Annotated in this window: 25 protein-coding genes; 15 read left to right on the top strand and 10 right to left on the bottom strand. The window is 72.3% G+C overall.

Annotated features, from left to right (window positions below; translation table 11 throughout):
- The first annotated feature begins 244 nt into the window (after nucleotides 1-244).
- Nucleotides 245-2,527: a polyribonucleotide nucleotidyltransferase gene (locus tag GJR97_RS02820; protein ID WP_154345015.1), complete on the top strand. Its 2,283-nt coding sequence runs from the start codon at nucleotides 245-247 to the stop codon at nucleotides 2,525-2,527.
- Between the two features lie 113 nt (nucleotides 2,528-2,640).
- On the opposite strand, the gene GJR97_RS02815 is transcribed toward GJR97_RS02820, so the two are convergent.
- The 4 genes from GJR97_RS02815 to GJR97_RS02800 all read right to left on the bottom strand — a co-directional run bounded on the left by GJR97_RS02815 (nucleotide 2,641) and on the right by GJR97_RS02800 (nucleotide 4,994).
- Complete coding sequence (locus tag GJR97_RS02815) at nucleotides 2,641-3,489, bottom strand: SDR family NAD(P)-dependent oxidoreductase (RefSeq protein ID WP_154345014.1); 849 nt, start codon at nucleotides 3,487-3,489, stop codon at nucleotides 2,641-2,643.
- Nucleotides 3,490-3,590: 101 nt separating this feature from the next.
- Nucleotides 3,591-3,803, bottom strand: coding sequence for a hypothetical protein (locus GJR97_RS02810; protein ID WP_154345013.1), 213 nt, complete (start codon nucleotides 3,801-3,803; stop codon nucleotides 3,591-3,593).
- Nucleotides 3,800-4,456, bottom strand: coding sequence for an ArsR/SmtB family transcription factor (locus GJR97_RS02805; protein WP_154345012.1), 657 nt, complete (start codon nucleotides 4,454-4,456; stop codon nucleotides 3,800-3,802). Before GJR97_RS02805 ends, GJR97_RS02810 begins: the two co-directional genes overlap by 4 nt.
- A gap of 79 nt (nucleotides 4,457-4,535) precedes the next feature.
- Entirely contained in the window at nucleotides 4,536-4,994 is a 459-nt protein-coding gene (locus tag GJR97_RS02800) for an Lrp/AsnC family transcriptional regulator (protein ID WP_154345011.1), read from the bottom strand.
- A 166-nt stretch (nucleotides 4,995-5,160) separates the two neighbouring features.
- On the opposite strand from GJR97_RS02800, the gene pdhA reads away from it, so the two are divergent.
- The 5 genes from pdhA (at nucleotide 5,161) to GJR97_RS02775 (ending at nucleotide 9,767) form a co-directional block, all read left to right on the top strand.
- Nucleotides 5,161-6,282 carry a pyruvate dehydrogenase (acetyl-transferring) E1 component subunit alpha gene (pdhA, locus tag GJR97_RS02795; protein WP_154345010.1) on the top strand — a complete coding sequence of 374 codons (1,122 nt, stop codon included), beginning with the start codon at nucleotides 5,161-5,163 and terminating at the stop codon, nucleotides 6,280-6,282.
- Nucleotides 6,279-7,298 carry an alpha-ketoacid dehydrogenase subunit beta gene (locus tag GJR97_RS02790; protein ID WP_154345009.1) on the top strand — a complete coding sequence of 340 codons (1,020 nt, stop codon included), beginning with the start codon at nucleotides 6,279-6,281 and terminating at the stop codon, nucleotides 7,296-7,298. Before pdhA ends, GJR97_RS02790 begins: the two co-directional genes overlap by 4 nt.
- The gene (locus tag GJR97_RS02785; protein WP_324613071.1) at nucleotides 7,295-8,740 is read left to right on the top strand and encodes a dihydrolipoamide acetyltransferase family protein; all 1,446 of its coding nucleotides are present in this window, start codon (nucleotides 7,295-7,297) and stop codon (nucleotides 8,738-8,740) included. The genes GJR97_RS02790 and GJR97_RS02785 overlap by 4 nt, the downstream gene beginning before the upstream one ends.
- An 83-nt stretch (nucleotides 8,741-8,823) precedes the next feature.
- Nucleotides 8,824-9,228, top strand: coding sequence for a 4a-hydroxytetrahydrobiopterin dehydratase (locus GJR97_RS02780; protein WP_154345008.1), 405 nt, complete (start codon nucleotides 8,824-8,826; stop codon nucleotides 9,226-9,228).
- 215 nt (nucleotides 9,229-9,443) lie between these two features.
- Nucleotides 9,444-9,767, top strand: coding sequence for a histone-like nucleoid-structuring protein Lsr2 (locus tag GJR97_RS02775; RefSeq protein ID WP_154345007.1), 324 nt, complete (start codon nucleotides 9,444-9,446; stop codon nucleotides 9,765-9,767).
- A gap of 41 nt (nucleotides 9,768-9,808) precedes the next feature.
- Here the strand turns inward: GJR97_RS02775 and GJR97_RS02770 are convergent, their stop codons facing one another.
- The 3 genes from GJR97_RS02770 to GJR97_RS02760 all read right to left on the bottom strand — a co-directional run bounded on the left by GJR97_RS02770 (nucleotide 9,809) and on the right by GJR97_RS02760 (nucleotide 11,711).
- Nucleotides 9,809-10,291 carry a GNAT family N-acetyltransferase gene (locus tag GJR97_RS02770; RefSeq protein ID WP_154345006.1) on the bottom strand — a complete coding sequence of 161 codons (483 nt, stop codon included), beginning with the start codon at nucleotides 10,289-10,291 and terminating at the stop codon, nucleotides 9,809-9,811.
- Nucleotides 10,270-10,884, bottom strand: a complete 615-nt coding sequence (locus GJR97_RS02765; protein ID WP_195760589.1) for an SACE_7040 family transcriptional regulator — start codon at nucleotides 10,882-10,884, stop codon at nucleotides 10,270-10,272. Before GJR97_RS02765 ends, GJR97_RS02770 begins: the two co-directional genes overlap by 22 nt.
- Nucleotides 10,885-10,979: 95 nt before the next feature.
- Nucleotides 10,980-11,711, bottom strand: coding sequence for an MBL fold metallo-hydrolase (locus GJR97_RS02760; RefSeq protein WP_154345005.1), 732 nt, complete (start codon nucleotides 11,709-11,711; stop codon nucleotides 10,980-10,982).
- A 57-nt stretch (nucleotides 11,712-11,768) separates the two neighbouring features.
- On the opposite strand from GJR97_RS02760, the gene GJR97_RS02755 reads away from it, so the two are divergent.
- The 9 genes from GJR97_RS02755 to GJR97_RS02715 all read left to right on the top strand — a co-directional run bounded on the left by GJR97_RS02755 (nucleotide 11,769) and on the right by GJR97_RS02715 (nucleotide 22,166).
- Nucleotides 11,769-12,335 (top strand): TetR/AcrR family transcriptional regulator, encoded by a 567-nt coding sequence (locus GJR97_RS02755; RefSeq protein ID WP_154345004.1) that lies wholly within the window; start codon nucleotides 11,769-11,771, stop codon nucleotides 12,333-12,335.
- 110 nt (nucleotides 12,336-12,445) lie between these two features.
- The gene (locus GJR97_RS02750) at nucleotides 12,446-14,053 is read left to right on the top strand and encodes a carboxyl transferase domain-containing protein (RefSeq protein WP_154345003.1); all 1,608 of its coding nucleotides are present in this window, start codon (nucleotides 12,446-12,448) and stop codon (nucleotides 14,051-14,053) included.
- A 5-nt stretch (nucleotides 14,054-14,058) separates the two neighbouring features.
- Nucleotides 14,059-16,053, top strand: a complete 1,995-nt coding sequence (locus tag GJR97_RS02745) for an acetyl/propionyl/methylcrotonyl-CoA carboxylase subunit alpha (protein ID WP_407643564.1) — start codon at nucleotides 14,059-14,061, stop codon at nucleotides 16,051-16,053.
- A gap of 8 nt (nucleotides 16,054-16,061) precedes the next feature.
- On the top strand, nucleotides 16,062-17,225 hold the full coding sequence (locus tag GJR97_RS02740) for an acyl-CoA dehydrogenase family protein (protein ID WP_154345001.1): 1,164 nt from the start codon (nucleotides 16,062-16,064) through the stop codon (nucleotides 17,223-17,225).
- A 31-nt stretch (nucleotides 17,226-17,256) separates the two neighbouring features.
- Nucleotides 17,257-17,778: a MaoC family dehydratase gene (locus GJR97_RS02735; protein ID WP_154345000.1), complete on the top strand. Its 522-nt coding sequence runs from the start codon at nucleotides 17,257-17,259 to the stop codon at nucleotides 17,776-17,778.
- A complete protein-coding gene (locus GJR97_RS02730) occupies nucleotides 17,775-18,626 on the top strand; it encodes an HpcH/HpaI aldolase/citrate lyase family protein (protein ID WP_154344999.1) in 852 nt (283 codons plus the stop codon). Before GJR97_RS02735 ends, GJR97_RS02730 begins: the two co-directional genes overlap by 4 nt.
- Entirely contained in the window at nucleotides 18,626-19,402 is a 777-nt protein-coding gene (locus GJR97_RS02725) for an electron transfer flavoprotein subunit beta/FixA family protein (RefSeq protein WP_154344998.1), read from the top strand. The genes GJR97_RS02730 and GJR97_RS02725 overlap by 1 nt, the downstream gene beginning before the upstream one ends.
- 10 nt (nucleotides 19,403-19,412) lie before the next feature.
- On the top strand, nucleotides 19,413-20,399 hold the full coding sequence (locus tag GJR97_RS02720; protein ID WP_154344997.1) for an electron transfer flavoprotein subunit alpha/FixB family protein: 987 nt from the start codon (nucleotides 19,413-19,415) through the stop codon (nucleotides 20,397-20,399).
- Nucleotides 20,400-20,402: 3 nt separating this feature from the next.
- Nucleotides 20,403-22,166 (top strand): cytochrome b/b6 domain-containing protein, encoded by a 1,764-nt coding sequence (locus tag GJR97_RS02715; RefSeq protein ID WP_324613070.1) that lies wholly within the window; start codon nucleotides 20,403-20,405, stop codon nucleotides 22,164-22,166.
- 60 nt (nucleotides 22,167-22,226) lie between these two features.
- Here GJR97_RS02715 and GJR97_RS02710 read toward each other — a convergent pair whose 3' ends face one another.
- Genes GJR97_RS02710 through GJR97_RS02700 form a run of 3 tightly spaced genes read right to left on the bottom strand, consistent with a single transcriptional unit; the run spans nucleotide 22,227 to nucleotide 24,791 of the window.
- Nucleotides 22,227-23,024, bottom strand: a complete 798-nt coding sequence (locus GJR97_RS02710; protein WP_154344996.1) for an ABC transporter permease subunit — start codon at nucleotides 23,022-23,024, stop codon at nucleotides 22,227-22,229.
- Nucleotides 23,021-23,995 carry an ABC transporter ATP-binding protein gene (locus GJR97_RS02705; protein ID WP_154344995.1) on the bottom strand — a complete coding sequence of 325 codons (975 nt, stop codon included), beginning with the start codon at nucleotides 23,993-23,995 and terminating at the stop codon, nucleotides 23,021-23,023. Before GJR97_RS02705 ends, GJR97_RS02710 begins: the two co-directional genes overlap by 4 nt.
- A gap of 43 nt (nucleotides 23,996-24,038) precedes the next feature.
- Nucleotides 24,039-24,791 (bottom strand): TetR family transcriptional regulator, encoded by a 753-nt coding sequence (locus tag GJR97_RS02700; protein WP_154344994.1) that lies wholly within the window; start codon nucleotides 24,789-24,791, stop codon nucleotides 24,039-24,041.
- Nucleotides 24,792-24,844 lie beyond the last annotated feature (53 nt).

Raw genomic sequence — 24,844 nt, 5'->3', positions numbered from 1 at the left:
GGTGAGGATGCCCACGGGGCATCCGCTCAATTCAACATGAGCTTGCGCCCGCATCGGGCGCGCTGGAGCAGGCCGGCAGGAAGCTGGTCCCCTGTGGTGGCTTACCAATCGAGAGCTTGGTGGACTTCTACTGGTGGCCAGCGCTGGCGGCATCACGCGATGTCCTGAGATCTGCCTGTTCCTGCTCCTTGTTCACCTCGCGCGCCACACGGGCGTGCGAGCCGAAACAAAGGAGAGAGACCTCTTGGAAGGTCCTGAGATCACGTTCGCCGAGACGATCATCGACAACGGTCGATTCGGCACCCGCACCGTCCGATTCGAGACGGGCCGCCTCGCCCAGCAGGCGCAGGGCTCCGCGGCGGCATACATCGACGACGAGACCATGCTGCTCTCGGCCACGTCGGTGTCGAAGCAGCCCAAGGAGCACTTCGACTTCTTCCCGCTCACGATCGACGTCGAGGAGCGCATGTACGCCGCGGGCCGGATCCCCGGCTCGTTCTTCCGTCGCGAGGGCCGCCCCTCGACCGAGGCGATCCTCACCTGCCGCCTGATCGACCGCCCGCTGCGCCCCTCGTTCGTCGAGGGCCTCCGCAACGAGGTGCAGGTCGTCGTCACGGTGCTCGCCATCGAGCCCGACGAGCTCTACGACGTGCTCGCCATCAACGCGGCGTCGCTCTCGACGCAGCTGTCGGGCCTGCCCTTCTCGGGCCCGGTCGGCGGCGTGCGCGTCGCCCTCATCGACGGCCAGTGGGTCGCGTTCCCGAAGCACTCGCAGCTCGAGGACGCGGTCTTCAGCATGGTCGTCGCCGGCCGTGTCGTGACCGAGGCCGACGGCTCGCAGGACGTCGCGATCATGATGATCGAGGCCGAGGCCACCGACAACGCGTGGAACCTCATCAAGGCCGGCGCCGTGAAGCCCGACGAGACCGTCATCGCGCAGGGCATCGAGGCGTCGAAGCCCTTCATCAAGCAGCTCGTCGAGGCGCAGCAGTCGGTCGCGTCGACCGCCGCGAAGCCCACCGCCGACTACCCGACGTTCCCGCCCTACCAGAGCGAGACCTACGACGCCGTCGCCGCCCTCGCCTACGACGAGCTCAAGGGCATCTACCAGATCGCCGGCAAGGTGGAGCGCCAGGACGCCGACGACGCGCTGAAGGCGCGCGTCAAGGAGGCTATCGCCGCCAAGGTCGAGGCGGGCGAGCTGCCCGAGTCGGCCATCGGCGAGGTGTCCGCCGCCTACAAGTCGGTCACGAAGCTCGTGGTCCGCTCGCGTGTGCTCGCCGACGGCGTGCGCATCGACGGCCGCGGCCTGGCCGACATCCGCCCGCTCGACGCCGAGGTGCAGGTCATCCCGCGCGTGCACGGTTCGGCCATCTTCCAGCGCGGCGAGACCCAGATCCTCGGCGTGACCACGCTGAACATGCTGAAGCTCGAGCAGCAGATCGACTCGCTGAGCCCGGTCACGAAGAAGCGCTACATGCACAACTACAACTTCCCGCCGTACTCGACGGGTGAGACCGGTCGTGTGGGTTCGCCGAAGCGTCGCGAGATCGGCCACGGCGCGCTCGCCGAGCGTGCGCTCGTGCCGGTGCTGCCGACCCGCGAGGAGTTCCCGTACGCCATCCGCCAGGTCTCCGAGGCGCTCGGCTCGAACGGCTCGACCTCGATGGGCTCGGTCTGCGCCTCGACGCTGTCGCTGCTGAACGCGGGCGTGCCGCTGAAGGCGCCGGTCGCGGGCATCGCGATGGGCCTCATCTCCGACACCGTCGACGGCGAGACCCGCTACGCGGCGCTCACCGACATCCTCGGTGCGGAGGACGCGCTCGGCGACATGGACTTCAAGGTCGCCGGCACCTCCGAGTTCGTCACCGCGATCCAGCTCGACACCAAGCTCGACGGCATCCCGGCGTCGGTGCTCGCGGGCGCGCTGACCCAGGCGAAGGAGGCGCGCACCACGATCCTGCAGGTGCTGAACGCCGCCATCGACGGCCCCGACGAGATGGCGCCCACCGCGCCGCGCGTCATCAGCGTGCAGATCCCGGTCGACAAGATCGGCGAGCTGATCGGCCCCAAGGGCAAGACGATCAACGGCATCCAGGACGAGACCGGTGCCGAGATCTCGATCGAGGAGGACGGCACCGTCTACATCGGCGCGACCGACGGCCCCTCGGCCGAGGCGGCCCGCGCCGCCGTGAACGCCATCGCCAACCCGACCAACCCCGAGGTCGGCGAGCAGTTCCTCGGCACCGTCGTGAAGATCGCCGCCTTCGGCGCCTTCATCTCGCTGCTGCCCGGCAAGGACGGCCTGCTGCACATCTCCGAGGTGCGCAAGCTCGCCGGCGGCAAGCGCGTCGAGAACGTCGACGACGTGCTCGGCGTCGGCCAGAAGATCCTCGTCGAGATCACGAAGATCGACGACCGCGGCAAGCTCTCGCTCGCTCCCGTCATCGCCGAGGAGGCCGACACCAACGGCCGCGGCGCGACCGGCGAGCACGCCGAGGCTCCCGCCGAGGGCGTCGACGCGTAAGCGCTCGCCCGGCGTCACCGGATGCCCGTCCCGAACCGTCGGGGCGGGCATCCGTCGTCCCGGGCCGGCGACGGGCCCCGAGCGGCCGAGGGCCCGGCTGCGGGGATCCCGCGTCAGCCGCGCGTGTCGCCCGCGGCCGCGACGATGCCGCGCATGAGGTTCCAGTAGCCGACGGGTGCGACGCGCGTGACGAGGTCGCTCAGGCGCGAATCGCGGCCGATGAATACGCGCGGGCGGCGTCGCACGATGCCGTCGACGATGCGCTCGGCGGCCTGGGCCGGGGTCGTGCGGTAGAGCGCGGACTGCGCGTCGGCGGCGCGCGCCGCAGCGCCCGGCGCGACGGCAGCGGCGACGCGGGCGTGGTGGATGATCCCGGTCTGCACGCCGCCGGGGTAGATCGCCGACACCGTGACCGACGTCGCCTCGAGCTCGTGGCGGAGCGCATCGGTGAAGCCGCGCACCGCGAACTTCGAGGTCACGTACGGGACGCGGCCCGACGGTGCGGCGAGGCCGTACAGGCTCGACACGTTGGCGATGTGCGCATCGCCTGCACCCGAGAGCGCCGGCAGGAAGGCCTTCGTCATCGCGACCGTGCCCCAGAGGTTGACGTCGACGACCCAGCGGAACTCGTCGAGCGTCGCCTGGTCGAAGCGCCCGAGCATCGACACGCCCGCGCAGTTCAGCAGGATGCTCGGCGCCTGCTCGTGCGCTGCGGCGACCGCGTCCGGCAGGGACGCGACGGCCGCGAGGTCGGCGAGGTCGATCGTGTGGGCGCTGACGGCGACACCGCGGCCGCCCAGCTCGGACGCGAGCGACCGGAGTGCGTCCGGGTCGCGGTCCACCACCGCGAGGGAGCACCCGCGAGCGGCGAGCAGCTCGGCCGATGCCCGGCCCATGCCGCTTCCGGCTCCGGTGACGACGGCGAGTCGTCCGTCGAGCTGCAGGGGGCGTCGGCGGGACATGGTGCTCCTTCGCGGGGGTGTTCGGGAAGTACACCCTGACACGGGAGGCGTGCCGATCCAAACCCGAGCGCCGTGCGCGATCGGAGGGGTCGCGCCGCCCGCTACATGAGCGTCAGGCGTGCGGCGGCGCCGATGCGGGCGCGTTCCTCGGCGGCGTCGCGCGCGGCGGACCGCTCGGCGAGGGCGCGGAGCATCCGTTCTCGATCGGTGCGGCGGACGGTGCGGCGGCGCCCCCACCTCGCGAGCGCGAGGCCCGCGCGCACGGCCAGCAGGGAGAGCAGGCCCGATGCGGGGGAGAGGGTGAGCGTGTTCATGGCCGTTCCGTTCCATCCGCCCCGGACGCCTCGCCGCGGACGAGCGGGAAGGCGTTGACGTGGATCTGCACGGGGCGCGACCCTGGCGACGGCGTGCGCTTGTACGCGTCGATGTACTTCTTCAGCACGACGTCGATGTCGGTCACGAGCCCGTGCAGCTGGTCGGGCGTGAGCCTGAGGTTGATGGTGTCGGAGGTCGCGATGTCGAGCCAGTCGCTGCCGAAGACCTCTTCGCCGGTGGTCAGGAACTCGCGGAAGTTCTGGTCCCGTGAGCGGAACCACTCGTCCTCCACGAGCCTGACCGCGAGCCGTTCGGCGCTGCCCCGCGGCAGGCTGCGGGCGTCGGGGATCGCGATCGACCCCGGCCGGCGCTCCCACCAGCGTTCGCGACCCTTGCCCCGGTCGGTGACCTCCTGCACGAGGCCGGCCTTCGCGAGCTGCCGGAGGTGGTAGCTGGTCGCACCGCTCGATTCGCCCAGCCGCTCGGCCAGCCCGCTCGCGGTGAGCGGCCCGTACGTCGAGAGCTCGTCGTAGATCTGCACTCGGAGCGGATGCGCGAGGCTCTTCAGGCTCTCGGAGGAGAGCACGTGGTCGATGCCGGGGTGCCGTGTGCTGCTCGGCCACGACTCGGGGTCGTTCGTCTGCTCGTCCATGTCGCAAAGGTACCTCTGCAAAGAAAGCTTTGCAAGCATGTCTTTGCAGAAGTTTCTTTGCATATCCGTCCTGCACGCGTCAGAGGTCGAGCAGCGGCCCCAATCGGTAGGGGATGAGCTCGCCCATCGCGAGCGAGGTCTCCGTCCGCTCGACCCCCTCGATCGCGAGGATCGCCTCGTCGATGCGGAACAGGTCGTGGGCGTCGCGGCAGACGACCCGCACGAGCAGGTCGATCTGACCAGAGAGCCCGTGCGCCTGGATCACCTCGGGGATCTCGGAGAGCGCCTCGACGACGTCTGCGAGCACCTTCTGCCGCGCGTGCACCGCCACGAACGCCTCGAGCGGATAGCCGAGCGGGCTCGGATCGATGCTCCGCTCGAAGGAGAGGAACGCGCCGGATGACTCCAGGCGGGCCATTCGCGCCTGGACGGTGTTCCGGCTCATCCGGAGCCGTTCGGCGAGCGCGACGACCGTCGCCCGCGGGTCGGTGGCGAGGGCGCTGAGCAGTGCTCGGTCGACGGGGTCGTAGCCGGTCATATCGCCACACGTTAGCACCCGCATCGGTCCCGGCACTATGCAACATGCTCAATCCGAGCGTCGTTGCTTGAGCCGATTGCCAGATCGTCGTACCCTGCGAGTACCCGGCATCGGCGCCGGTGCGAGGCTGCCCACAAGGCGGCCGAGCCGACACGGAGGTTCGACGATGACCCCTTCCGACCGAGAGGCGACCGGGCTGCTCACCCGCCCCGACGACCTCGTCCGACTCCTCGACGCGACCGGCGGTCGCCACGCGAACCCCGAGTTCGATCCGTGGGTCGCCGACGTCGACGTCGATGCGCTCATCGGGCTGCACCGCGACATGGTCGTGATCCGCCGGCTCGACTCCGAGGCCACTGCGCTGCAGCGCCAGGGCGAGCTCGGCCTCTGGCCGCCGCTCGCGGGCCAGGAGGCCGCGCAGATCGGCTCCGCCCGCGCCCTGCACGACGACGACTTCGTGTTCTCCAGCTACCGCGAGCACGCCGTGGCGTGGCTGCGCGGCGTCCGACCCGACGAGTTGCTCAGCGTCTGGCGCGGGACGGCGGCATCCGGCTGGAACCCCTTCGAGAAGCGGATGGCGGTGCCGCAGATCATCATCGGCGCGCAGTCGCTGCACGCCGTCGGCTGGGCCATGGGCGCGAAGTGGGAGGACTCGAGCGCCGCCTCGATCGCCTACTTCGGCGACGGAGCGACGAGCGAGGGCGACGTCAACGAGGCGCTCGTGTTCGCGTCGAGCTTCGACGCACCCGTCGTGTTCTTCTGCCAGAACAACGGCTGGGCGATCTCCGAGCCCGTGGGCCTGCAGTCGAAGCAGCCGCTGGCGCGTCGCGCCGACGGCTTCGGCATGCCCGGCATCCGCGTCGACGGCAACGACGTGCTCGCCGTCCTCGCGGTCACCCGATGGGCGCTCGACCGCGCGCGCCGCGGCGAGGGACCGGCTTTCATCGAGGCCGTGACCTACCGCATGGGCCCGCACACCACGGCGGACGACCCCAAGCGCTACCGCACCGACGACGACCTCGCCGAGTGGCGAGAGCGCGATCCGATCACGCGCCTGCACGCGTTCATCGCGGCATCCGGTGCCGACATCGACGCCGTGGACGCCGACGCGAAGGCCGCTGCGGACCGCGCCGCCGCGGATCTCCGCGCCGGACTCACCACGATCCCCGACCCGGAGCCCATGAGCGTGTTCGACCACGTCTACGCGGAGCCGAACAGCCACCTCGAGCGCCAGCGCGAGCGCTACGCGCGCTACCTGGCCATGTTCGACGAGGAGGGGGCGCGATGACGACCATCACCTTCGGCAAGGCCATCAACGAGGGGCTCCGCCGTGCGCTGGCCGAGGACGACAAGGTCGTGCTCATGGGCGAGGACATCGGCACGCTCGGCGGCGTGTTCCGCATCACCGACGGCCTCAAGGCCGAGTTCGGGGAACGCCGCGTCGTGGACACGCCCCTCTCCGAGGCCGGCATCGTCGGCACCGCCGTGGGCCTGGCGTATCGCGGGTTCCGACCCGTCGTCGAGATCCAGTTCGACGGGTTCGTCTACCCCTCGTTCGACCAGATCGTCGCCCAGGTCGCCAAGCTGCACTACCGCTCGAGGGGCACGGTGCGGATGCCGATCGTCATCCGCATCCCGTTCGGCGGAGGCATCGGCGCGGCGGAGCATCACTCCGAGTCGCCCGAGGCGTACTTCACGCACACCGCCGGGCTCCGCGTCGTGGCGTGCTCGAACCCCGCCGACGCGTACGTGATGATCCAGCAGGCGATCGCGAGCGACGATCCCGTGATCTTCCTCGAGCCCAAGCGCCGGTACCACGTCAAGGGCGAGGTCGACCTCGACGCGAACCTGGCCGACGCACGACCCATGGGCGTCGCGACGACGGTCGCCACCGGCGACGACGTGACGCTCGTCACGTACGGCGCGCTCGTGCAGACCGCGAAGGATGCCGCGACCGCCGCCGCGGAGGAGGGCGTCGCGATCGAGGTCATCGACCTGCGCTCGCTCGCGCCCGTCGACTACGCCACGATCGAGGCATCCGTCCGGCGAACCGGCCGGCTCGTCGTCGCGCACGAGGCCGGGGAGCAGGGCGGCGTCGGTGCCGAGATCGCCGCCGCGATCACCGAGCGCTGCTTCGAGTACCTCGAGGCCGCTCCGGTGCGCGTGACCGGCCACGACATCCCGTATCCGCCCGCCAAGCTCGAGCAGCACCACCTGCCAGACCTCGACCGGATCCTCGACGGCGTCGACCGCGCCCTCGGCCGGCCGAACTCGCTCTCGGACGTGTCGGAGGTGGACGCGTGAGCACCATCCGCGACTTCGCGCTGCCCGACCTCGGCGAGGGACTCACCGAGTCCGAGATCGTGGCGTGGCGCGTCCAGGTCGGCGACCACGTCGAACTCAACCAGATCATCGCCGACGTCGAGACCGCGAAGGCCGTCGTCGAGCTGCCCTCGCCCTTCGAGGGCACCGTGACCGCGTTACACGCGGCCGAGGGCGAGACCGTGAACGTCGGCGAGAAGCTGTTCTCGTGCGACACGGGCGGCGACGCTCCGGCACCCGTCGAGCCGACGACCGAGGCCGTGGCGGCGACCTCCGCGTCGGCGCCCGCCGCGGACGTCGCGCCGGCACCGGAGGTCGCCGACGCGTCCGACGAGCCCGCTGAGACGCGCGAGCCCACCCTGGTCGGCTACGGCGCGGGCGCCGAGCGCGGGCCGAAGCGCCGCGCCCGGCGGCTCGGCGGCGCGGCGCTCCGCGACGACCTCGTGCCGGCCCCGCCCGAGCACGATCGCCTCGAGCCCGACACGGCGACGCACGCGGGCGGTTCCGCCGGCGGGCACGACGCGGGCCGCGGCGAGCGACCGAGGTCGACCCCACCCGTGCGGAAGCTCGCACGCGACCTCGGCATCGACCTCGAACGGGTCGTCGGCACGGGCGAACGCGGACTCATCACCAGGTCGGACGTCGAGGCCGCGGCATCCGCGGCGACGGGCGCCCCGGAGGCAACCGAGTCGGAGCCGACGCGCGCCGCGCGCGAGGCCGCACCCGCCGAGACGCGCATCCCGATCAAGGGCGTCCGCAAGCACACTGCGGCCGCGATGGTCCGCAGCGCGTTCACGGCGCCGCACGTCACCGAGTTCCTCACGGTCGACGTGACGGCGACCATGGAGCTGCTCGCGGGCATCCGTGCAGACCGCGCCTACGCGGGGCACAAGGTCACGCCGCTGACGGTCGTCGCCAAGGCGCTCTGCATCGCGGCGGGCCGCACGCCCGAGGTCAACTCGCGGTGGGACGAGGAGGCGCAGGAGATCGTGCGCTTCGGCGGTGTGAACCTGGGCATCGCGGCGGCGACCGAGCGCGGGCTCGTCGTCCCGAACGTCAAGGGCGCCGAGCGGATGACGCTCATCGAGCTCGCCGACGCCATCTCCCGGCTCGCCGAGACCGCCCGCGCGGGTCGGACGGCGCCGGCCGACCTCTCCGGCGGAACCATCTCGATCACGAACATCGGCGTGTTCGGGATCGACGCGGGAACGCCGATCCTCAACCCGGGCGAGGCCGCGATCCTCGCGATGGGCGCGGTGCGCCGCACGCCGTGGGAGCACCGCGGCGAGGTGGCGCTCCGCGACGTGATGACGCTCTCGCTCTCGTTCGACCATCGCCTGGTCGACGGCGAGCAGGGCTCGCGATTCCTGGCCGACGTCGGTCGGATCCTGCGTGACCCGGGACTCGCGCTCACCATGGCGTGAGGCACGCCGTCGCCGGACGGGTGGCCCCGTCCCCGACGGGTGGCCCCGTCCCCGACGGGAGGAACTTCTCAGGCCGGTCCGGCGTGTCGCTGCGCGACGCGCCGAGGTGGGCGAGGAAGTTCCTCCCGTTCTCGGGTGAGGGGGTGGCGCGCGGCCCGGCGGGCGAGCAGCATGGCCGGATGGACCGTCACACGCTGCTGTCCCGCGAGGATGTCGCGACCGACCTCGTGGGCTCCGGATTCCGACACGATGGCGAGCGGCTGACGGGCGAATTCCGCACCGCGGATTTCGCGAGCGCCGTGCGGCTGCTCGATACCGTCGCGGTCGAGGCGGATTCGATGAACCACCATCCGGATGTCCATCTCGGATGGGGCCGAATCGAATTCGACCTCCTGTCGCACGATGTCGGCGGCGTCACCGCCCGTGATGTCGCACTCGCGCGGCGGATCGGCGAGATCGTGCGCGAGCAGGGCGCTGTGGCGAACTGAGGGGCGCTCGGGCGCCGTACGCCGGCGACGCTCCGTGATTGCGCGTGTCGCGTGGAAACGATCCTTTGCCGCGAATGCGGCGAATTGTCAAGTCGATGGAGAATTCTCCACATCCGGCGGGAATTCGCGCAATTCCAATGCATTCGTCCTTATGCTCGGAATAGCCCGTCACCCAGAGAATCCCGCGGAACCCGCCGCAGAAACGGAAGTGCACAATGGCAAAGCGCGTGGTCGAGACGCTCATCGACGATCTCGACGGCAGCGACGCCGATCGGACCCTGTCGTTCGCATTCGACGGCGACCAGTACTCCATCGACCTCTCCTCGGCGAACATCGACAAGCTCGAGGCGGCCCTCGCGCCGTACATCGGCGCGGCCCGCAAGACCTCGGCGCGCGGCGGCGCGCCACGTCGACGCGGCGCCTCGGCCGGCGCCGGCGACACCAAGGACGCACGCGAGTGGCTGCGCGCGAACGGCCACCAGGTCTCCGACCGCGGTCGTATCCCGGCGCCGCTCATGGAGCTCTACCGCAACCGCTGACGCGCCATCGGGCGCTCGGCCGCCCCGTCGGCGCGCCGGCGTCAGCGCAGTTCGAGCACGATCTCCTCGATCTCGGCGCCGCGCGCGTTCGCGTACCCCCGGTCGCGGCCGACCTCGACGAAGCCGAGCTTGCCGAGCACCGCGATCGAAGCCGCGTTGTCGGCGGCGGCGTGCGCCCGCACGGGTCGTGGTTCGGTATCGAGGAAGAGGCGCATTGCACGAGTCGCGATCCCACGCCGCCAGTGGGAGCGGTCGACCCAGTAGGTGATCATGCGCCCGTCGTCGGGATCGCTCCAACTCCCGGCGTCGCCCACGACCACGCCGTCCGCCCGGATGGTGGCGAGACGGGCTCCGGGAGTCGCGCGCAGTCGCTCCCACCGGGCGTCGAACGCCTCGCGATCGGCGATGTCCTCCGGGGTGAAGGCGGCCATCGTGACGGCCTCCTCGTCCTGCCGGATGCGGAACAGCTCATCGAGGTCGCCCGCGCGGGTCGCGCGCAGGGTCACGACGTGAGGCTCGACCATGCCATGTCCTCCAGGATGCTGCGGACGACTCTGTCCGCGGGTCGGCGCCCATGGATGCGGGCGCTGTGGGGGGTCGAGTTGATCAGTCCGAAGGCGGCGTGTGCCCGGATGCGCAACTCGGATTCGGCCCGGTCGGGCCTGAGGCGGGCGAGCACGCCCACCCACAGTTCGACGTAGGAGCGCTGCAGGCGGCGGACGTCGTGCGCGTCGGCGTCGCCGAGGCTGTCGAGGTCGCGATCCTGCACGCGGATGACGTCGGCGTTCGCGAGCGCGAAGTCGACGTGGAAGCGGATGAGGGCGCGGAGCGCCTCGTCGGGCGCGGCGACCTCGTCGACCGTGCGGCGGCCGCCGTCGAGCAGGCCCCGGCTGGCGTCGACGAGGATCGCCGCGAGCACGGCGGCCTTGCCCGGGAAGTGGCGGTAGACGGCGGGCCCGGAGACTCCGGCTGCCTGCCCCAGCTCTTCGAGCGTCACGCCGGGGTAGCCCCGCTCGGCGAAGAGCCGCGCGGCTGCGGTGAGCAGCGCCGCGCGGCGATCGGCCTTGGCGCGGCCGCGCTCGGTGAGCGTCTCGGTCAGGGGGCACCTCCGGGGCATTCGGTGAATGCACACTAACCGACCTGTCGCCGGGCGGCAAGCGGGGTGCGGGCTCGGCGAGGCCTCGGCCGAGCCGGATGCCGACCGGCGGGCGGTCAGCGCGCCGTCGCCGCCGCGGCCTCCCGGACGAGCCGCGCGGCCTCCGCGGCCCCGTGGTTCCACGGCGTTCCGTGGCCGGGCAGCACCCAGGTGGCGTCGGTCGCCGCGAGTCGCTCGAGCGAATCGAGTGCGACGTCGGGCGCATCGGTGAAGGGCGCGGGCTGCGGGCCGCGGCGGCCGGTGAGCACGTGGCGAGTCGTGAGCGCATCGCCGACGGCGACCGCGTCGAGTGCGGGGGAGTGGACTGCGATGCTCCCCGGCGAGTGGCCGGGCATGGCGATGATCTCGGGTGACCCGGGGAGGTCGGCGAGGCGCTCGCCGCCCTCGAGCGTGCGGGCATCGGTGAGGTACTCGGTCGTCGCGCCGCCCTTGCCGAGCGCGTAGGCGAAGAAGCGCACGACGGGCCAGGGGCGGATGCCGCGGCCGAGCGAGGTCGCGGGCTTGTCGCCGCCCTTCGCGCGTTCGAGGTCGGCGGCGTGCACGTAGACGGATACGCCGTGGTCGCGGCGGAGGCGCTCGGCGAAGCCGAGGTGGTCGGCATCGCCGTGCGTGAGGATGATCGCGCGCACGTCGTCGATCGTCAGGCCGGCGTCGGCGAGCTCGGCGACCAGCTCGCGGTAGTGCCCGGCGAGGCCAGCGTCGACGACGGTGACGCCGCGATCGTCGATGAAGAGGTAGGACGCGACGATCTCGTTGCCGACGCGCCGGAGTCCCGGTGAGAGTTGCATGATGGCTACGATACATAGCTATGATGGCTAGTGTCAATAGCCATGAAGGAGGCGGACATGCCGGCACCCGCGAAGGTCTCGCCCGACTCGCTGCGCGCCGCGGCGCGTCGGGTCCTCGAGCGCGACGGCCAGCAGGGCCTCACGATGCAGGCCGTCGCCACCGAGCTCGGCGTGCGGGCGCCATCGCTCTACAAGCACCTGCGCGACCGTGACGCGCTCGTGCGACTCGTCGCGGAGGACATCGCGGTCGAGATCGGCGAGCTGATGGCCCGCGTGCTCGCCGACGAGGCCGATGCGGCCGACGCGGTGCGCGCGATCGCGGCATCCGCCCGCCGGTACGCGCGCGAGCACCCGCACGGGTACGGCCTGATCTTCGGGCCGTTGCCCGAAGCGGCGAGGGCACGCGGGTCGGCCATGGAGCGGTCGAGCGCGGCGATCCTCGAGGCGGCTCGCCGGCTCTCGGGCGAGGCGCGCGCGCTCGAGTCGGCGCGCACGATCACGGCGTGGATGCACGGCTTCACGAGCATGGAGCTCGCGGGGGCGTTCCGCCTCGGCGGCTCGGTCGACGACGCCTGGTCGTACGGGCTCGACCACCTCGTCCACGGCCTCGCCGCACCCGCATGAGGGCGCGGCTTGCGGAACTCGGTGAATCATCGCTAACATGAATCCCGGTTAGCGAGCGTTCACCGAAGTGCTCGCGCGCACGCCACGATGGAGAGGCGGAACGGGAGCGGATGCACACCATCACGAGCGCGATCGACGCGGCATCCGATGCCGCCCGCGCCAACGCCGACGCGCACGCGGCACTGGTCGACGAGCTGCGCGAGAAGCTCCGCGTCGCCGCCCTCGGCGGCCCCGAGGCGTCGCGCGACCGCCACGTCGCCCGCGGCAAGCTCCTGCCGCGCGATCGCGTGGAACGACTCCTCGACGAGGGCAGCCCGTTCCTCGAGCTCGCGCCGCTCGCCGCCGGCGACCTCTACGACGACGACACGCCGGCCGCCGGCGTGATCGCCGGCGTCGGCCTCGTGCACGGGCGCCCCGTGATGGTCGTCTGCAACGATGCGACGGTCAAGGGCGGCACCTACTACCCGATGACCGTCAAGAAGCACCTGCGAGCGCAGGAGGTCGCCCTCGAGAACCGCCTGCCGTGCATCTACCTCGTCGACTCGGGCGGTGCGTTCCTGCCGAAGCAGGACGAGGTCTTCCCCGACCGCGACCACTTCGGCCGCATCTTCTACAACCAGGCGAACCTCTCGGCGCGGCGCATCCCGCAGGTCGCCGCGGTCCTGGGCTCGTGCACGGCCGGCGGCGCGTACGTCCCCGCGATGAGCGACGAGACCGTGATCGTCCGCGACCAGGGCACGATCTTCCTCGGCGGTCCGCCGCTCGTGAAGGCCGCGATCGGCGAGGTCGTGACCCCCGAGGAGCTCGGCGGCGGCGAACTGCACGCCCGCACGTCCGGCGTCACCGACCACCTCGCGGAGGACGACGAGCACGCGCTCGAGCTCGTCCGCGACATCCTCACCACGCTGCCGCCGCTGCCCGAACGGGCCTGGGCCGTGCGCGAACCGCGCGAGCCCGCGGTCGACCCGTCGACCCTCACGGCGGCCGTTCCCGTCGACGTGCAGCAGCCCTACGACGTGCGCGAGGTCATCGCGCGACTCGTCGACGGCAGCGAGTTCCACGAGTTCAAGAAGGAATACGGCGACACGCTCGTCACCGGCTTCGCCTGGATCGACGGGCACCCCGTCGGCATCGTCGCGAACAACGGGGTGCTCTTCAGCGAGTCCGCCATGAAGGGCGCGCACTTCATCGAGCTCTGCGACCAGCGGGGCATCCCCCTGGTGTTCCTCCAGAACATCTCGGGCTTCATGGTCGGCCGCGACGCCGAGGCGGGCGGCATCGCCAAGCACGGCGCCAAGATGGTCACCGCGGTGGCCACGACCCGCGTGCCGAAGTTCACCGTCGTCATCGGCGGCTCCTTCGGCGCCGGCAACTACTCGATGTGCGGCCGGGCGTACTCGCCCCGCTTCCTCTGGATGTGGCCCAACGCGCGGATCTCGGTGATGGGCGGCGAGCAGGCGGCATCCGTGCTCTCGACCGTCAAGCGCGACCAGATGGCCGTGCGCGGCGAGCAGTGGTCGGCCGACGCCGAGGAGGCCTTCAAGGCCCCGGTGCGCGCGCAGTACGAGGCACAGGGAAGCCCCTACCACTCGACCTCGCGGCTCTGGGACGACGGCGTCATCGCGCCCGGCGACACCCGCACCGTGCTGGCGCTCGCCCTCGAGCTCGCGAGCCGCACCCCGCTGCCCGAACCCCGCTTCGGCCTCTTCAGGATGTGATGGGAATGTTCGACCGTGTCCTCGTGGCCAACCGCGGCGAGATCGCCGTCCGGGTTATCCGCACGCTGAAGCGCCTCGGCGTCCACGCGATCGCCGTGTACTCCGACGCCGACGCCGATGCACCCCATGTCGCACTCGCCGACGAGGCGGTGCGCATCGGCCCGGCAGCGGCATCGGAGAGCTACCTCGACCCGACGCGTATCGTGCGCGCCGCGCTCGAGACGGGAGCCCAGGCGATCCACCCCGGCTACGGCTTCCTCAGCGAGAACGCGGCGTTCGGCCGCGCGTGCGCCGACGCCGGCATCGTGTTCGTCGGGCCCGGAGCGCTGGCGCTCGAGGTCATGGGCGACAAGATCCGTGCGAAGCGCCACGTCGAGGCCTCCGGCGTGCCCGTCGTGCCCGGCGTGAGCGAGCCCGACGCGACCGACGACGAACTGCTCGACGCGGCGCCGCACGTCGGGTTCCCGATCCTCGTCAAGCCGTCGGCCGGCGGCGGCGGCAAGGGCATGCAGGTCGCACGCGACCAGTCCGAGCTCGAGCACGCCCTGCCGGCGGCGCGCCGCGTGGCCCGGGCCGCGTTCGGCGACGACACGCTCCTGCTCGAGCGCTTCGTCGAGCGCCCGCGGCACATCGAGGTGCAGGTGCTCGCCGACGCGCACGGGAACGTCATCCACCTGGGCGAGCGCGAGTGCTCGCTGCAGCGCCGCCACCAGAAGGTCGTCGAGGAGGCGCCGTCGCCGCTGCTCGACGCCGCGACCCGCGCGCGCATCGGCGCCGCGGCGTGCGATGCGGCGCGGAGCGTCGAGTACCTCGGCGCCGGCACCGTCGAGTTCCTCGTCTCGGACGCCGCCCCCGACGAGTTCTTCTTCATCGAGATGAACACGCGGCTCCAGGTCGAGCACCCGGTGACCGAGCTCGTCACGGGCGTGGACCTCGTCGAGCAGCAACTGCGCATCGCGGCGGGCGAGACGCTCGCGATCGCGCAGGACGACGTGCGCATGACCGGACACGCGATCGAAGCCCGCGTGTACGCGGAGAGCCCCGAACGCGGGTTCCTCCCGTCGACGGGCGACGTGATCGCCTGGCGGGCGCCGTCCGGCGAGGGCGTGCGCGTCGACGCCGGCATCCGCGAGGGGCAGCGCATCACCGCCGACTACGACCCGATGATCGCGAAGGTCATCGCGCACGGGAGCGACCGCGCGGAGGCGCTCGACCGGCTCGACGCCGCGCTCGCCGCCACGGTGCTGCTCGGCGTCGAGACGAACATCGCGTTCCTCCGGACGCTGCTCGCCCACCCCGACGTCCGCGCCGGACACCTCGACACCGGGCTGATCGACCGCCTTCCCGAGGCGGCTGCAGCGGGTGCGCCGGCGGATGCCGCGACCGACGCGTCAGCCGATCCGGCATCCGACCCGCTCGAGCGGGTCGCCCGCGCCGCGCGCGAACGGGACGCCCGTGCCGCCGCGGCCGGCGACCACGCGTGGCGGAGCGCGCGCGGCTGGCGGATCGCAGTGAGCGACGCCGGATCGCCGGGGTCCGAGTCCGGCGACGGAGACCGGTCCACCGTCGCGACCGCCGCCGACGGCACGGTGTGGGTGCATCTCGACGGCCGCACCGGAGCGTTCGCGCGCCTCGACCGCCGGGCGGCGCTCGACGCGCGCCTCGCCCTGCTCGAGCGCGGCGGCAGCGCCGACCCCGAACTCCGCGCCCCCATGCCCGGCAGCGTCACGACGCTGCTCGTCGCGGACGGCGACCCCGTCGCGGCCGGACAGGCCGTGCTCGCGATCGAGGCCATGAAGATGGAGCACCGCGTCACCGCGACCGTCGCGGGCGTGGCCCGCATCCGCGTCGCCGTCGGCGAGCAGGTCGCCCGCGACCAAGTCGTGGCGCGCGTCGAGCCCGCCGCCGAGCGTGACGAGGCCGGCCCCGCGGCATCCGACGACCGACCCCGGGACGACGCCCACGACGCCGCCGTCCCGAACGCATCCCACCAGGAATGAGGAGCACCATGCACGACCTGACCGACGAGGAACAGCAGCTGTACGACATGGTCTGCGAGTTCGCCGACACCGTCGTCGCCCCGCAGGCCTACGAGGCCGACCGCACCCACGAGCTCTCGATGGACGTCGTCGCGCAGATGGGCGAGCTCGGGCTCTTCGGCCTGCCGTTCCCGGAGGAGGTCGGAGGACAGGGCGGCGACTACATGGCGCTGTGCCTCGCGATCGAGGCGCTCGCCCGCGTCGACCAGTCGGTCGCGATCACCCTCGAGGCCGGCGTCGGCCTCGGCGCCATGCCGATCTTCCGCCATGGGACCGAGGAGCAGAAGGCCGAGTTCCTTCCCGACCTCGTGGCGGGACGCGCGCTCGCCGGGTTCGGACTCACCGAGCCCGAGGCCGGGTCCGACGCCGGCGCGACCCGGACGACGGCCGTGCTGGGCGGCGACGAGTGGGTGGTCAACGGCTCCAAGCAGTTCATCACCAACTCGGGTACGCCGATCACCTCGTTCGTCACGGTCACGGCGGTGACGGGGGAGCGCACGCGCCCCGACGGCTCCACCTCGAAGGAGCTCTCCACGATCATCGTGCCGAACGGCACGCCCGGGTTCACCGTCGGCCCGGGCTACGACAAGTCCGGATGGCGCGCCTCCGACACCCACCCGCTGACCTTCGACGACGTCCGGGTTCCGGCCGCGAACCTGCTCGGCGAGCGCGGTCGTGGCTTCGCCAACTTCCTCCGGGCGCTCGACGAGGGCCGCATCGCGATCGCCGCCCTGGCGACCGGCGCGGCGCAGGGCTGCCTCGACGAGGCCATGGCCTACGCGAAGACCCGCAACGTCTTCGGCGTGCCCATCGCGAGCCACCAGTACATCGCGTTCACCATCGCCGGCATGCAGGCTCGCGTGCACACCGCCCGCCTCGCCTGGCACGACGCGGCGCGGCGCGCCGACGCCGGACTGCCGTTCAAGAAGGAGGCGGCGATCGCGAAGCTCGTCGCGAGCGACGCGGCCATGCTGAACGCCCGCGACGCGACGCAGATCTTCGGCGGCATGGGGTTCATGAACGAGACGACCGTGGCGCGGCACTACCGTGACTCGAAGATCCTCGAGATCGGCGAGGGCACGAACGAGGTGCAGCTCATGGTCATCGCGCGCGAGCTCGGGCTCGCGGCGTAGGGCGGTTCGACCGCCGGGAGGAGGGAGCGTCATGACGGATGCCGAGATGCGCGAGGTCGTCCAGCGCGGGCTCTGGTTCGAGGAGTTCGAGGAGGGCGTGCGCTATCTCCACCGTCCCGGTCGCACGGTGACGGAGGCCGACAACGTCCTGTTCACGACGCTCACCATGAACCCGCAGCCGCTGCACCTCGACGCCGCGTGGTCGGCGCGCCAGCCGTTCGGCCGCGTCCTGGTGAACTCGCTCTTCACGCTGTCGACCCTCGTCGGCCAGTCGGTGGGGCAGCTCACGCAGGGCACGCTCGTCGCCAACCTCGGGTTCGGGGCCGTCGCGTTCCCGAACCCGGTGTTCGTGGGCGACACCCTGTACGGCGAGAGCGTCGTCGAGTCGAAGCGGCTGTCGTCGTCCCGCCCCGGGGAGGGCGTCGTGGTGCTCGCGCACACCGCCCGGAACCAGGACGGCGCCGTGGTCGCCACGGCGTCGCGCACCATGCTCGTCTGGACCCGCGAGGCGGGCGAAGGGCGGTCGAACCGCGATGGCGAGGTGAGCGGATGACGCACCCGCCCTTCCCGTTCGGTCCCGCCCTGCTCTTCTGCCCGGCCGATCGGCCCGACCGGTACGCCAAGGCGGCGGAGCGCGCCGACGCGGTGATCCTCGACCTGGAGGACGCCGTGGCCGAGGTCGCGAAGTCGGCGGCGCGCGAGTCGCTCGTGGCGAACCCGGTCGACCCAGCGCGCGTCATCGTACGGGTGAACCCGGCATCCACGCCGCACCTCGCCGAGGACCTCGCCGCGGTGCGGCGGACCCCCTATCGCACGGTCATGCTCGCCAAGTGCGAGGGCACGGCCGACCTCGTGTCGCTCGAGGACTTCGACGTGATCGCGCTGTGCGAGACCGCGCGCGGGGTGCTCGCCGCGCCCGACATCGCGGCCGTGCCGATCGTCTCCGCGCTCATGTGGGGTGCGGAGGACCTCGTCGCCTCGCTCGGCGGCGGCTCGAGTCGATTCCCCGACGGTCGATACCGTGACGTCGCGCGACACGCCAGGTCCCAGGCGCTGCTCGCGGCGGGCGCGCATGGCGTGGCGGCGGTCGACGCGGTCCACCTCGACCTCGCCGACGCGGACGGCCTCCGCGCGGAGGCCGAGGACGCGTCCGCGCTCGGCTTCGCCGCCACGGCGTGCGTCCATCCGAGTCAGGTCGAGGTCGTCAGGGCGGCGTACGCACCCGGCGCCGATCGGCTCGAGTGGGCGCGCGCGCTGCTCGCCGAGGCCGCCGTGCGCGAGCGCGACGGCGTGTTCTCCTTCCGCGGGCAGATGGTCGACGCGCCGCTCCTGCGCCAGGCCGAGGCGGTCGTGCGGCGGGCGGGTAGCGTGGGCGGGTCGGATGAAAGGACAGGGGCCTGATGAAGATCATCGTCCTCGTGAAGGAGGTCCCCGACACGTACGGGGAACGCAAGCTCGACCTGGAGACGGGTCTCGCCGATCGCGCCGCGAGCGAGGCGGTGCTCGACGAGATCGGCGAGCGGGCGCTCGAGGTGGCGCTCGCCCACGCCGATGCGCACGGCGACACCGAGGTGGTGGTCATGTCGATGGCGCCCGAGAGCGCCGCGACCACGATCCGCAAGGGCCTGGCGATGGGAGCCGCATCGGCCGTGCACATCGCCGACCCCGGCCTGGCCGGAGCGGACCTGGGCCTCACCGCGCGCACCCTCGCCGCGGCGATCCGGCGCACCGGGTTCGACCTCGTGATCACCGGAAACCTCTCGACCGACGGCAGCGGCGGCGTGCTCCCCGCCATGCTCGCGGAGCTGCTCGAGGTGCCGAACGCGACCGCCCTCGCCTCCGTCGAGATCACCGGCGGCTCGGTGTCGGGAACGCGGAACGTCGACGGCGGCACCATGCGCGTGAGCGCGCCGCTGCCGGCGGTGATCTCGATCACCGAGGCGCTCCCCGACGCCCGATTCCCGAACTTCAAGGGCATCATGGCCGCGAAGAAGAAGCCGTTCGAGACGCTCGGCGCCGCCGACCTGGGCATCGAGCCCGAGGATCTCTCCGTGCCCGTGTCGATCATGACGGCCGTCGCCGAGAAGCCGCCCCGCACTGCGGGGACCAAGATCACCGACGAGGGCGACGCGGGCACGAAGATCGCGGAGTTCCTGATCGAGAACCGCCTGGTCTGAGAGGACGATGATGACCGACCATCCCGCCGACGCCATCCTCGTCGTGCTCGAGACGACGCCGAACGGCGAGCTCGCCTCGAGCGCCGCCGGCCTGATCGCCGCCGCCTCGGGCATCGGCACGCCCGTCGCCCTCGCCGTCACCTCGCCCGGCCGGGCGCAGTCGCTCGCCGATGGGGCTGCCGCGCTCGGGGCCGAGCGCGTGCTCGCGGTGGAGACGACCTCGACGCAGTCCGAGCTCACGGTCCCGCACGTCGACGCGCTGGCCGCGGCCGCGGCGGTCGTCGCACCCGACGCCGTGCTCATCTCGAACTCGATCGACGGCCGTGACATCGCCGGCCGATTCGCCGCCCGCACCGGGGCGCCCATCGCCGTGGATGCGATCGGCGTCTCCCGCGACGACGAGGGCGTCCTCGCCCACCACTCGGTCTACGGGGCCGCGTACACGCTCGACTCGGCGGCGACCTTCGGGCCCCTCGTCGTCACCGTCCGGCAGGGCTCCGTCGACGCGCGCGCCGAGGCACGGCCCGTCGCGCTCGAGTCGCTCGAGGTGCCGGCGTCGGGCGCGGCGTCGGCCGCCATCGAGTCGATCGAGGCCGTGACCGAGAGCTCGAGCCGTCCGGAGCTGCGCGGTGCGAAGCGGGTCGTCTCGGGCGGTCGCGGCCTCGGGTCGGCCGAGAAGTTCGCGCTCGTCGAGGAGCTCGCCGATGCACTCGGCGCCGCCGTGGGCGCGTCGCGCGCTGCGGTCGACGCCGGCTACATCCCGGCGAGCCACCAGGTCGGCCAGACCGGCGTCGCCGTCTCGCCGCAGCTGTACGTCGCCCTCGGCATCTCGGGTGCGATCCAGCATCGCGCCGGCATGCAGACGGCCAAGAACATCATCGCCGTCAACAAGGACCCCGACGCGCCGATCTTCGACGTCGCCGACTTCGGCGTCGTCGGCGACGTCTTCACCGTGGTCCCGCAGCTGATCAGCGCCCTCGCCGAGCGGAAGCGGTGACCGGTGGCCGCTGCAGGGAACCTGCGCAGGGGACTGCCTCGCCGCCGCGGCGGTGAGCCCTGGCCGCCCGCCGGCGTCGCGGCGGGCGACCTCCTCGCCGGGTCGGTCGATGCGCCCGGGGATTCCGCCGCGCCCGCCACGCCGGTCATCGCGCCGTCGGAGCCATCCGTCCACCCGGCTCAGGTCGCGACGGCGACCGCGCCGGCCGCATCGCCACCGGTGGCCACCGTCGTCGACTCGGGCGCCGGCGCGTCCGGTCGCCGGCTCCGCAGCGGGCTTCCGCGCGTCCCCGGCGGTCGGCCGTGGCCCGACGTCGGCGACGCCCCGCGCGCTGCGAGCGCCGAGGCGACGGATGCCGCGGCCGCGCCGTCGCCCGCCGCGACTCCCGAACCCACCCGTGAGCCCATCGCCGGGCCGGCCGTCCCGCCGTCATCCGCACCGATGCCCGAGGCCGGCGCGCCTTCCGCGGCGACCGGCGCCGGGCTCCGGCGCGGGCTCCCTCGGATCGCCGGGGGAGAACCCTGGCCGTCGCCCTCGGTCGCATCGCGTGCCGAGGTCGCGCCGAAGCCCCTCGCCGGCACCGCCGCTCCGCCCGTCGAATCCGTCGAAGCGACGCCGGCCGCGGCATCCGCAGGCGGCACCGCGCCGGCGGAGCCGCCCGCGGCCGCGGCGCCGCCTGCGGCCCCTGCGGCGCCCGCCGAGGCCGTCGTCGCTCCGCCCACCGCTCCGCCCACCTCAGCCTCCGCGGCGACGGCGCCCGAGACGCCCGGCCGGGCCGCCGCGCCTGCGGCGTCGACCGCGCCCGCCCCGCCCGCCGCCACGCCACCTGCATCGGACCCCGCCGCCCAGCCCGGCCCGACGCGGTACGGCGCGCTGACATTGAAGCAGTGGGTCGGGGCATCCGTCGTCGGCATCCTCGCGATCGTCGGCGCCGCGACCATCGTCGTCCAGCTCACCAGGTGGTTCCTCGGGCTGGAGTCCATGCAGGACTTCATCGCGACCTATCCCGGTGAGACGCCGCTGCCCGAGGGTGCGCCCGTCGGGTTCCCGGCGTGGCTCGGCTGGCAGCACTTCTTCAACGTCTTCCTCATCGTGCTGATCATCCGTTCGGGCCTCCAGGTGCGCACCGAGCGGCGGCCGCCGGCGTCCTGGACGCCGCGCTGGTCGAAGGGCGGCCAGGGCCGGATCAGCCTCACCCTGTGGTTCCACCAGTCGCTCGACGTCCTGTGGCTCGCGAACGGCCTGGTCTTCGTCGTGCTCCTGTTCGCGACGGGGCAGTGGATGCGCGTCGTGCCGACGAGCTGGGAGGTCGTCCCGAACGCGGTGTCGGCCGGTCTGCAGTACCTCTCGCTCGACTGGCCGCTCGAGGACGGCTGGGTCAACTACAACAGCCTCCAGGTGCTCGCGTACTTCGCGACCATCTTCATCGCGGCCCCCCTCGCCGCGGTGACCGGGGTGCGGATGTCGGGCCTGTGGCCGAAGAAGGCCGTGCGGCTGAGCCGGATCTACCCGGTGGAGTGGGCCCGCGCCGTGCACTTCCCGGTCATGCTCTACTTCGTCGGATTCATCGTCGTGCACGTCGCGCTGGTCCTCCTGACCGGCGCGCTCCGCAACCTCAACCACATGTACGCAGCGCAGGACGGCGACGGCTGGTTGGGCTTCTGGATCTTCGTCGCGTCGATCGTCGTCATCGCGGCGGCGTGGGTCGCGGCGCGCCCGACGTTGCTCGCGCCGATCGCCGGACTGTTCGGCAGGGTCGGCCGATAGGCGAGCGGATGCCGCGGCGCGGCGCCCCACGACGTGGCGCCGGCCGCGGCATCCGCTCGGTCAGACCGCGACGTCGCGACGCCGGAACACGAGCCAGCCGACGAGGAGCAGCACGGCGATGACGGCGTAGTTCAGCCAGATCGTCCCGTTCCAGCCGTTCAGGATCGGCGAGTCGCCGTACGCCCAGCTGTAGGGCGACCAGTCGTGCAGCCAGGACAGCTCGTCGCTCTGGTTGCCGAGGGCGTTGAGCGCGTAGGCGACCACCGCGATGCCCGAACCGGCACTGACCGCCCAGGTCCGGCGCCCCGTCGCGGCGCCGACGCCGATCGCCGCCGTCGCGGCCAGCGACACCAGCCCGAGGAAGGCGACGGCGGTCGCGACGAGGTTGCCGAACTCGATGCCGAGCTCGGCGGGTTCGTTCAGGGCCATGACGACCACCACGCTCACGATCGCCAGCCAGGCGAGCTTGACGAGCACCGCGGCACTGCGCTCGGCGAGGACCTGGCCCCGGAGCACGCCGTGCGCGAGCGTCAGTTCGAGCTGGCCGTTCTCCTCGTCGTTCGCGATCGCTTCGGTGCCCCATCCCACTGCGGCGATCGTGAGGAGCACGAAGCCGATGAGCCCGTAGAACGTCGCCTGCGCGTATCCCGGTCCCGACCCGATCTGGTCGTAGTTGAGCGACCTGACCAGCTCCGGCGGAAGCGTGTCGATGATCTGCTGCATCTGGCCGTTGCCGCCGAACGACGGGTACAGCGGCAGGTAGAGGAAGAGCGCCGCGAGGATGCCGATCGTCCAGCCGAGCAGGCCGCGCCAGCCGTCGAGCATCGAACGGCGGAAGAGGGGGAGCGGGCGGTTCATCGCTTCACCGGCTTCCGGTCGGCGTCGACGGGTTCCGCCGTCGATGAGAGGTCGGTGCCGTAGTACGCGAGCACCATCTCCTCGAGGTCGGGTTCCTCCATGGTCAGGTCGACGAGGTCGAGGAGCGCGACCGCCTTGACGAACGCGTCGACGTGCGAGTCGAGCGTCGCGGTGAGCGCGACCGTGCCCGGCCCGTTGGGGACGGACGCCGCGTCGGCGACGCCGGGGAGCGCGTCGAGCGTGGACCGCGCCGAGGCGGCATCCGCCTCGGCGACCACGAGCTTGACGTGCCTCACCGCGTTCTCGCGGAGCGCGGCGACCGTGGACCGCTCGACGATGCGCCCCTGCTTGAGGATCGCGATCTCGTGCGCGGTCTGCTGGACCTCGCTCAGCACGTGCGAACTGAGGAACACGGTCTGGCCCTTCGCCTTCGCCTCGTGGAGCATCGCGTGGAACTCCTGCTGCACGAGCGGGTCGAGCCCACTGGTCGGTTCGTCGAGCACGAGCAGTTCCGGCTCGTGCATGAACGCCTGGATGAGCCCGACCTTCTGCTTGTTGCCCTTGGAGAGGCTGCGCACCGGCCGGCCGAGGTCGACGCCGAGCCGGTCGGCGAGGTCGTCGACCGCGCCCTTCCGCACGGGGCCGGAGATCTCGGCGTAGTGCGCCAGGAACTCGCGGCCCTTCACGCGCGTGCCGAGGTGCAGTTCGCCGGGCAGGTAGCCGATCCGTCGTCGCAGCTCCGCCCCGCCGCCGCGCGGCGAGCGGCCGAGCACCGTCAGGTCGCCGCCGGTGGGGCGGATGATGTCGAGCAGCAGCCGCATGGTGGTCGTCTTGCCCGCGCCGTTCGGCCCGATCATCCCGAAGACGCTGCCGCGGGGGATGTCGAGGTCGAGGCCGTGCAGGGCCGTGGTCGCGCCGTAGCGCTTGGTCAGGCCGCGCGTGCTGACGGCGGCCTCGGTGTCGGTGGTCATGTGGGTCCTCTCGTCGGTCGATGGCGTGGGATGCCGCGGCGCGTCACTCGCGCGCGGAATCCTCGACCGGCGGGTCGGGGTCCTGGACGGGGTTCCCGGGTCCCTTGTCGGAGCGGACCCGAGGCGCCGGGTCCGCCCGGCGGGACTCGGGCGCGTGGGCGTCGGATGCGGCGGCGATCGCGTCGCGCGCGGCGTCGAGCAGGCGGGTGTCGGCGTAGAGCCCCTCGGTGTAGAACTCGAGGGTCGGCAGGGTCATCCGTCGCACGACCGCGGGGGAGTCGAGCGGGGCGCCGAGCACGCGCGCGAACTGGGCGCGGAGGAGCAGCGGCGCGAGCCCGTAGGCGGTGATGAGCAGGGCGCGCAGGTCGGGGTCGCTGGACGCGTTCATGCTGCCGTCGGCGACGCCGCGCTCGAGCATCGCGCCGGTCTCGGCGAGCAGGAGGTCGAAGAGGCGGTCGGCGCCCGGGGACCCGTCGGCGAGCATGACGGCGAGGTAGGCGATGGACGTGCCGAACCGAGCCGGGTCGTCGAGCCATTCGCGGATGGTCGCGGCGACGGATGCCTCGCCGAGTCGGTCCTTCTCGCCCATGAGCTCCTGCACGAGCCAGTCGTCGCAGGCGCGACGGAGGCTCTCCTTCGAGCCGTAGTGGTGGATGACGAGCCCGGCGCTGACGCCGACGTCGGCGGCGACCTCGCGCAGGCTCGTGCCGGCGTAGCCGTGCGCGCCGAAGCGGGCGATCGCGGCGTCGCGGATGCGAGCGGCGGTCGTGGCATCCTCGGGACGCACTGAACGCATGTTCAGTATCCTAAACGAGTGTTCAGTGTCAGTTCAAGACCTTTCGCGACGCG

Origin of the sequence: Agromyces kandeliae, from assembly GCF_009674665.1 — a bacterium.
Lineage (GTDB): Bacteria > Actinomycetota > Actinomycetes > Actinomycetales > Microbacteriaceae > Agromyces > Agromyces kandeliae.
Note: the sequence above shows the minus strand (reverse complement) of the source record. Positions and strands in the feature narration are given on the sequence as shown.

Excerpts from the sequence above, each read along its gene's own strand:
- GJR97_RS02815 (WP_154345014.1), bottom strand. The coding sequence starts at position 3,489 with ATGTCCCGCCGACGCCCCCTGCAGCTCGACGGACGACTCGCCGTCGTC.
- GJR97_RS02810 (WP_154345013.1), bottom strand. The coding sequence starts at position 3,803 with ATGAACACGCTCACCCTCTCCCCCGCATCGGGCCTGCTCTCCCTGCTG.
- GJR97_RS02805 (WP_154345012.1), bottom strand. The coding sequence starts at position 4,456 with ATGGACGAGCAGACGAACGACCCCGAGTCGTGGCCGAGCAGCACACGG.
- GJR97_RS02800 (WP_154345011.1), bottom strand. The coding sequence starts at position 4,994 with ATGACCGGCTACGACCCCGTCGACCGAGCACTGCTCAGCGCCCTCGCC.
- pdhA (WP_154345010.1), top strand. The coding sequence starts at position 5,161 with ATGACCCCTTCCGACCGAGAGGCGACCGGGCTGCTCACCCGCCCCGAC.
- GJR97_RS02790 (WP_154345009.1), top strand. The coding sequence starts at position 6,279 with ATGACGACCATCACCTTCGGCAAGGCCATCAACGAGGGGCTCCGCCGT.
- GJR97_RS02775 (WP_154345007.1), top strand. The coding sequence starts at position 9,444 with ATGGCAAAGCGCGTGGTCGAGACGCTCATCGACGATCTCGACGGCAGC.
- GJR97_RS02770 (WP_154345006.1), bottom strand. The coding sequence starts at position 10,291 with ATGGTCGAGCCTCACGTCGTGACCCTGCGCGCGACCCGCGCGGGCGAC.
- GJR97_RS02765 (WP_195760589.1), bottom strand. The coding sequence starts at position 10,884 with ATGCCCCGGAGGTGCCCCCTGACCGAGACGCTCACCGAGCGCGGCCGC.
- GJR97_RS02760 (WP_154345005.1), bottom strand. The coding sequence starts at position 11,711 with ATGCAACTCTCACCGGGACTCCGGCGCGTCGGCAACGAGATCGTCGCG.
- GJR97_RS02755 (WP_154345004.1), top strand. The coding sequence starts at position 11,769 with ATGCCGGCACCCGCGAAGGTCTCGCCCGACTCGCTGCGCGCCGCGGCG.
- GJR97_RS02750 (WP_154345003.1), top strand. The coding sequence starts at position 12,446 with ATGCACACCATCACGAGCGCGATCGACGCGGCATCCGATGCCGCCCGC.
- GJR97_RS02745 (WP_407643564.1), top strand. The coding sequence starts at position 14,059 with ATGTTCGACCGTGTCCTCGTGGCCAACCGCGGCGAGATCGCCGTCCGG.
- GJR97_RS02740 (WP_154345001.1), top strand. The coding sequence starts at position 16,062 with ATGCACGACCTGACCGACGAGGAACAGCAGCTGTACGACATGGTCTGC.
- GJR97_RS02735 (WP_154345000.1), top strand. The coding sequence starts at position 17,257 with ATGACGGATGCCGAGATGCGCGAGGTCGTCCAGCGCGGGCTCTGGTTC.
- GJR97_RS02730 (WP_154344999.1), top strand. The coding sequence starts at position 17,775 with ATGACGCACCCGCCCTTCCCGTTCGGTCCCGCCCTGCTCTTCTGCCCG.
- GJR97_RS02725 (WP_154344998.1), top strand. The coding sequence starts at position 18,626 with ATGAAGATCATCGTCCTCGTGAAGGAGGTCCCCGACACGTACGGGGAA.
- GJR97_RS02720 (WP_154344997.1), top strand. The coding sequence starts at position 19,413 with ATGACCGACCATCCCGCCGACGCCATCCTCGTCGTGCTCGAGACGACG.
- GJR97_RS02710 (WP_154344996.1), bottom strand. The coding sequence starts at position 23,024 with ATGAACCGCCCGCTCCCCCTCTTCCGCCGTTCGATGCTCGACGGCTGG.
- GJR97_RS02705 (WP_154344995.1), bottom strand. The coding sequence starts at position 23,995 with ATGACCACCGACACCGAGGCCGCCGTCAGCACGCGCGGCCTGACCAAG.
- GJR97_RS02700 (WP_154344994.1), bottom strand. The coding sequence starts at position 24,791 with ATGCGTTCAGTGCGTCCCGAGGATGCCACGACCGCCGCTCGCATCCGC.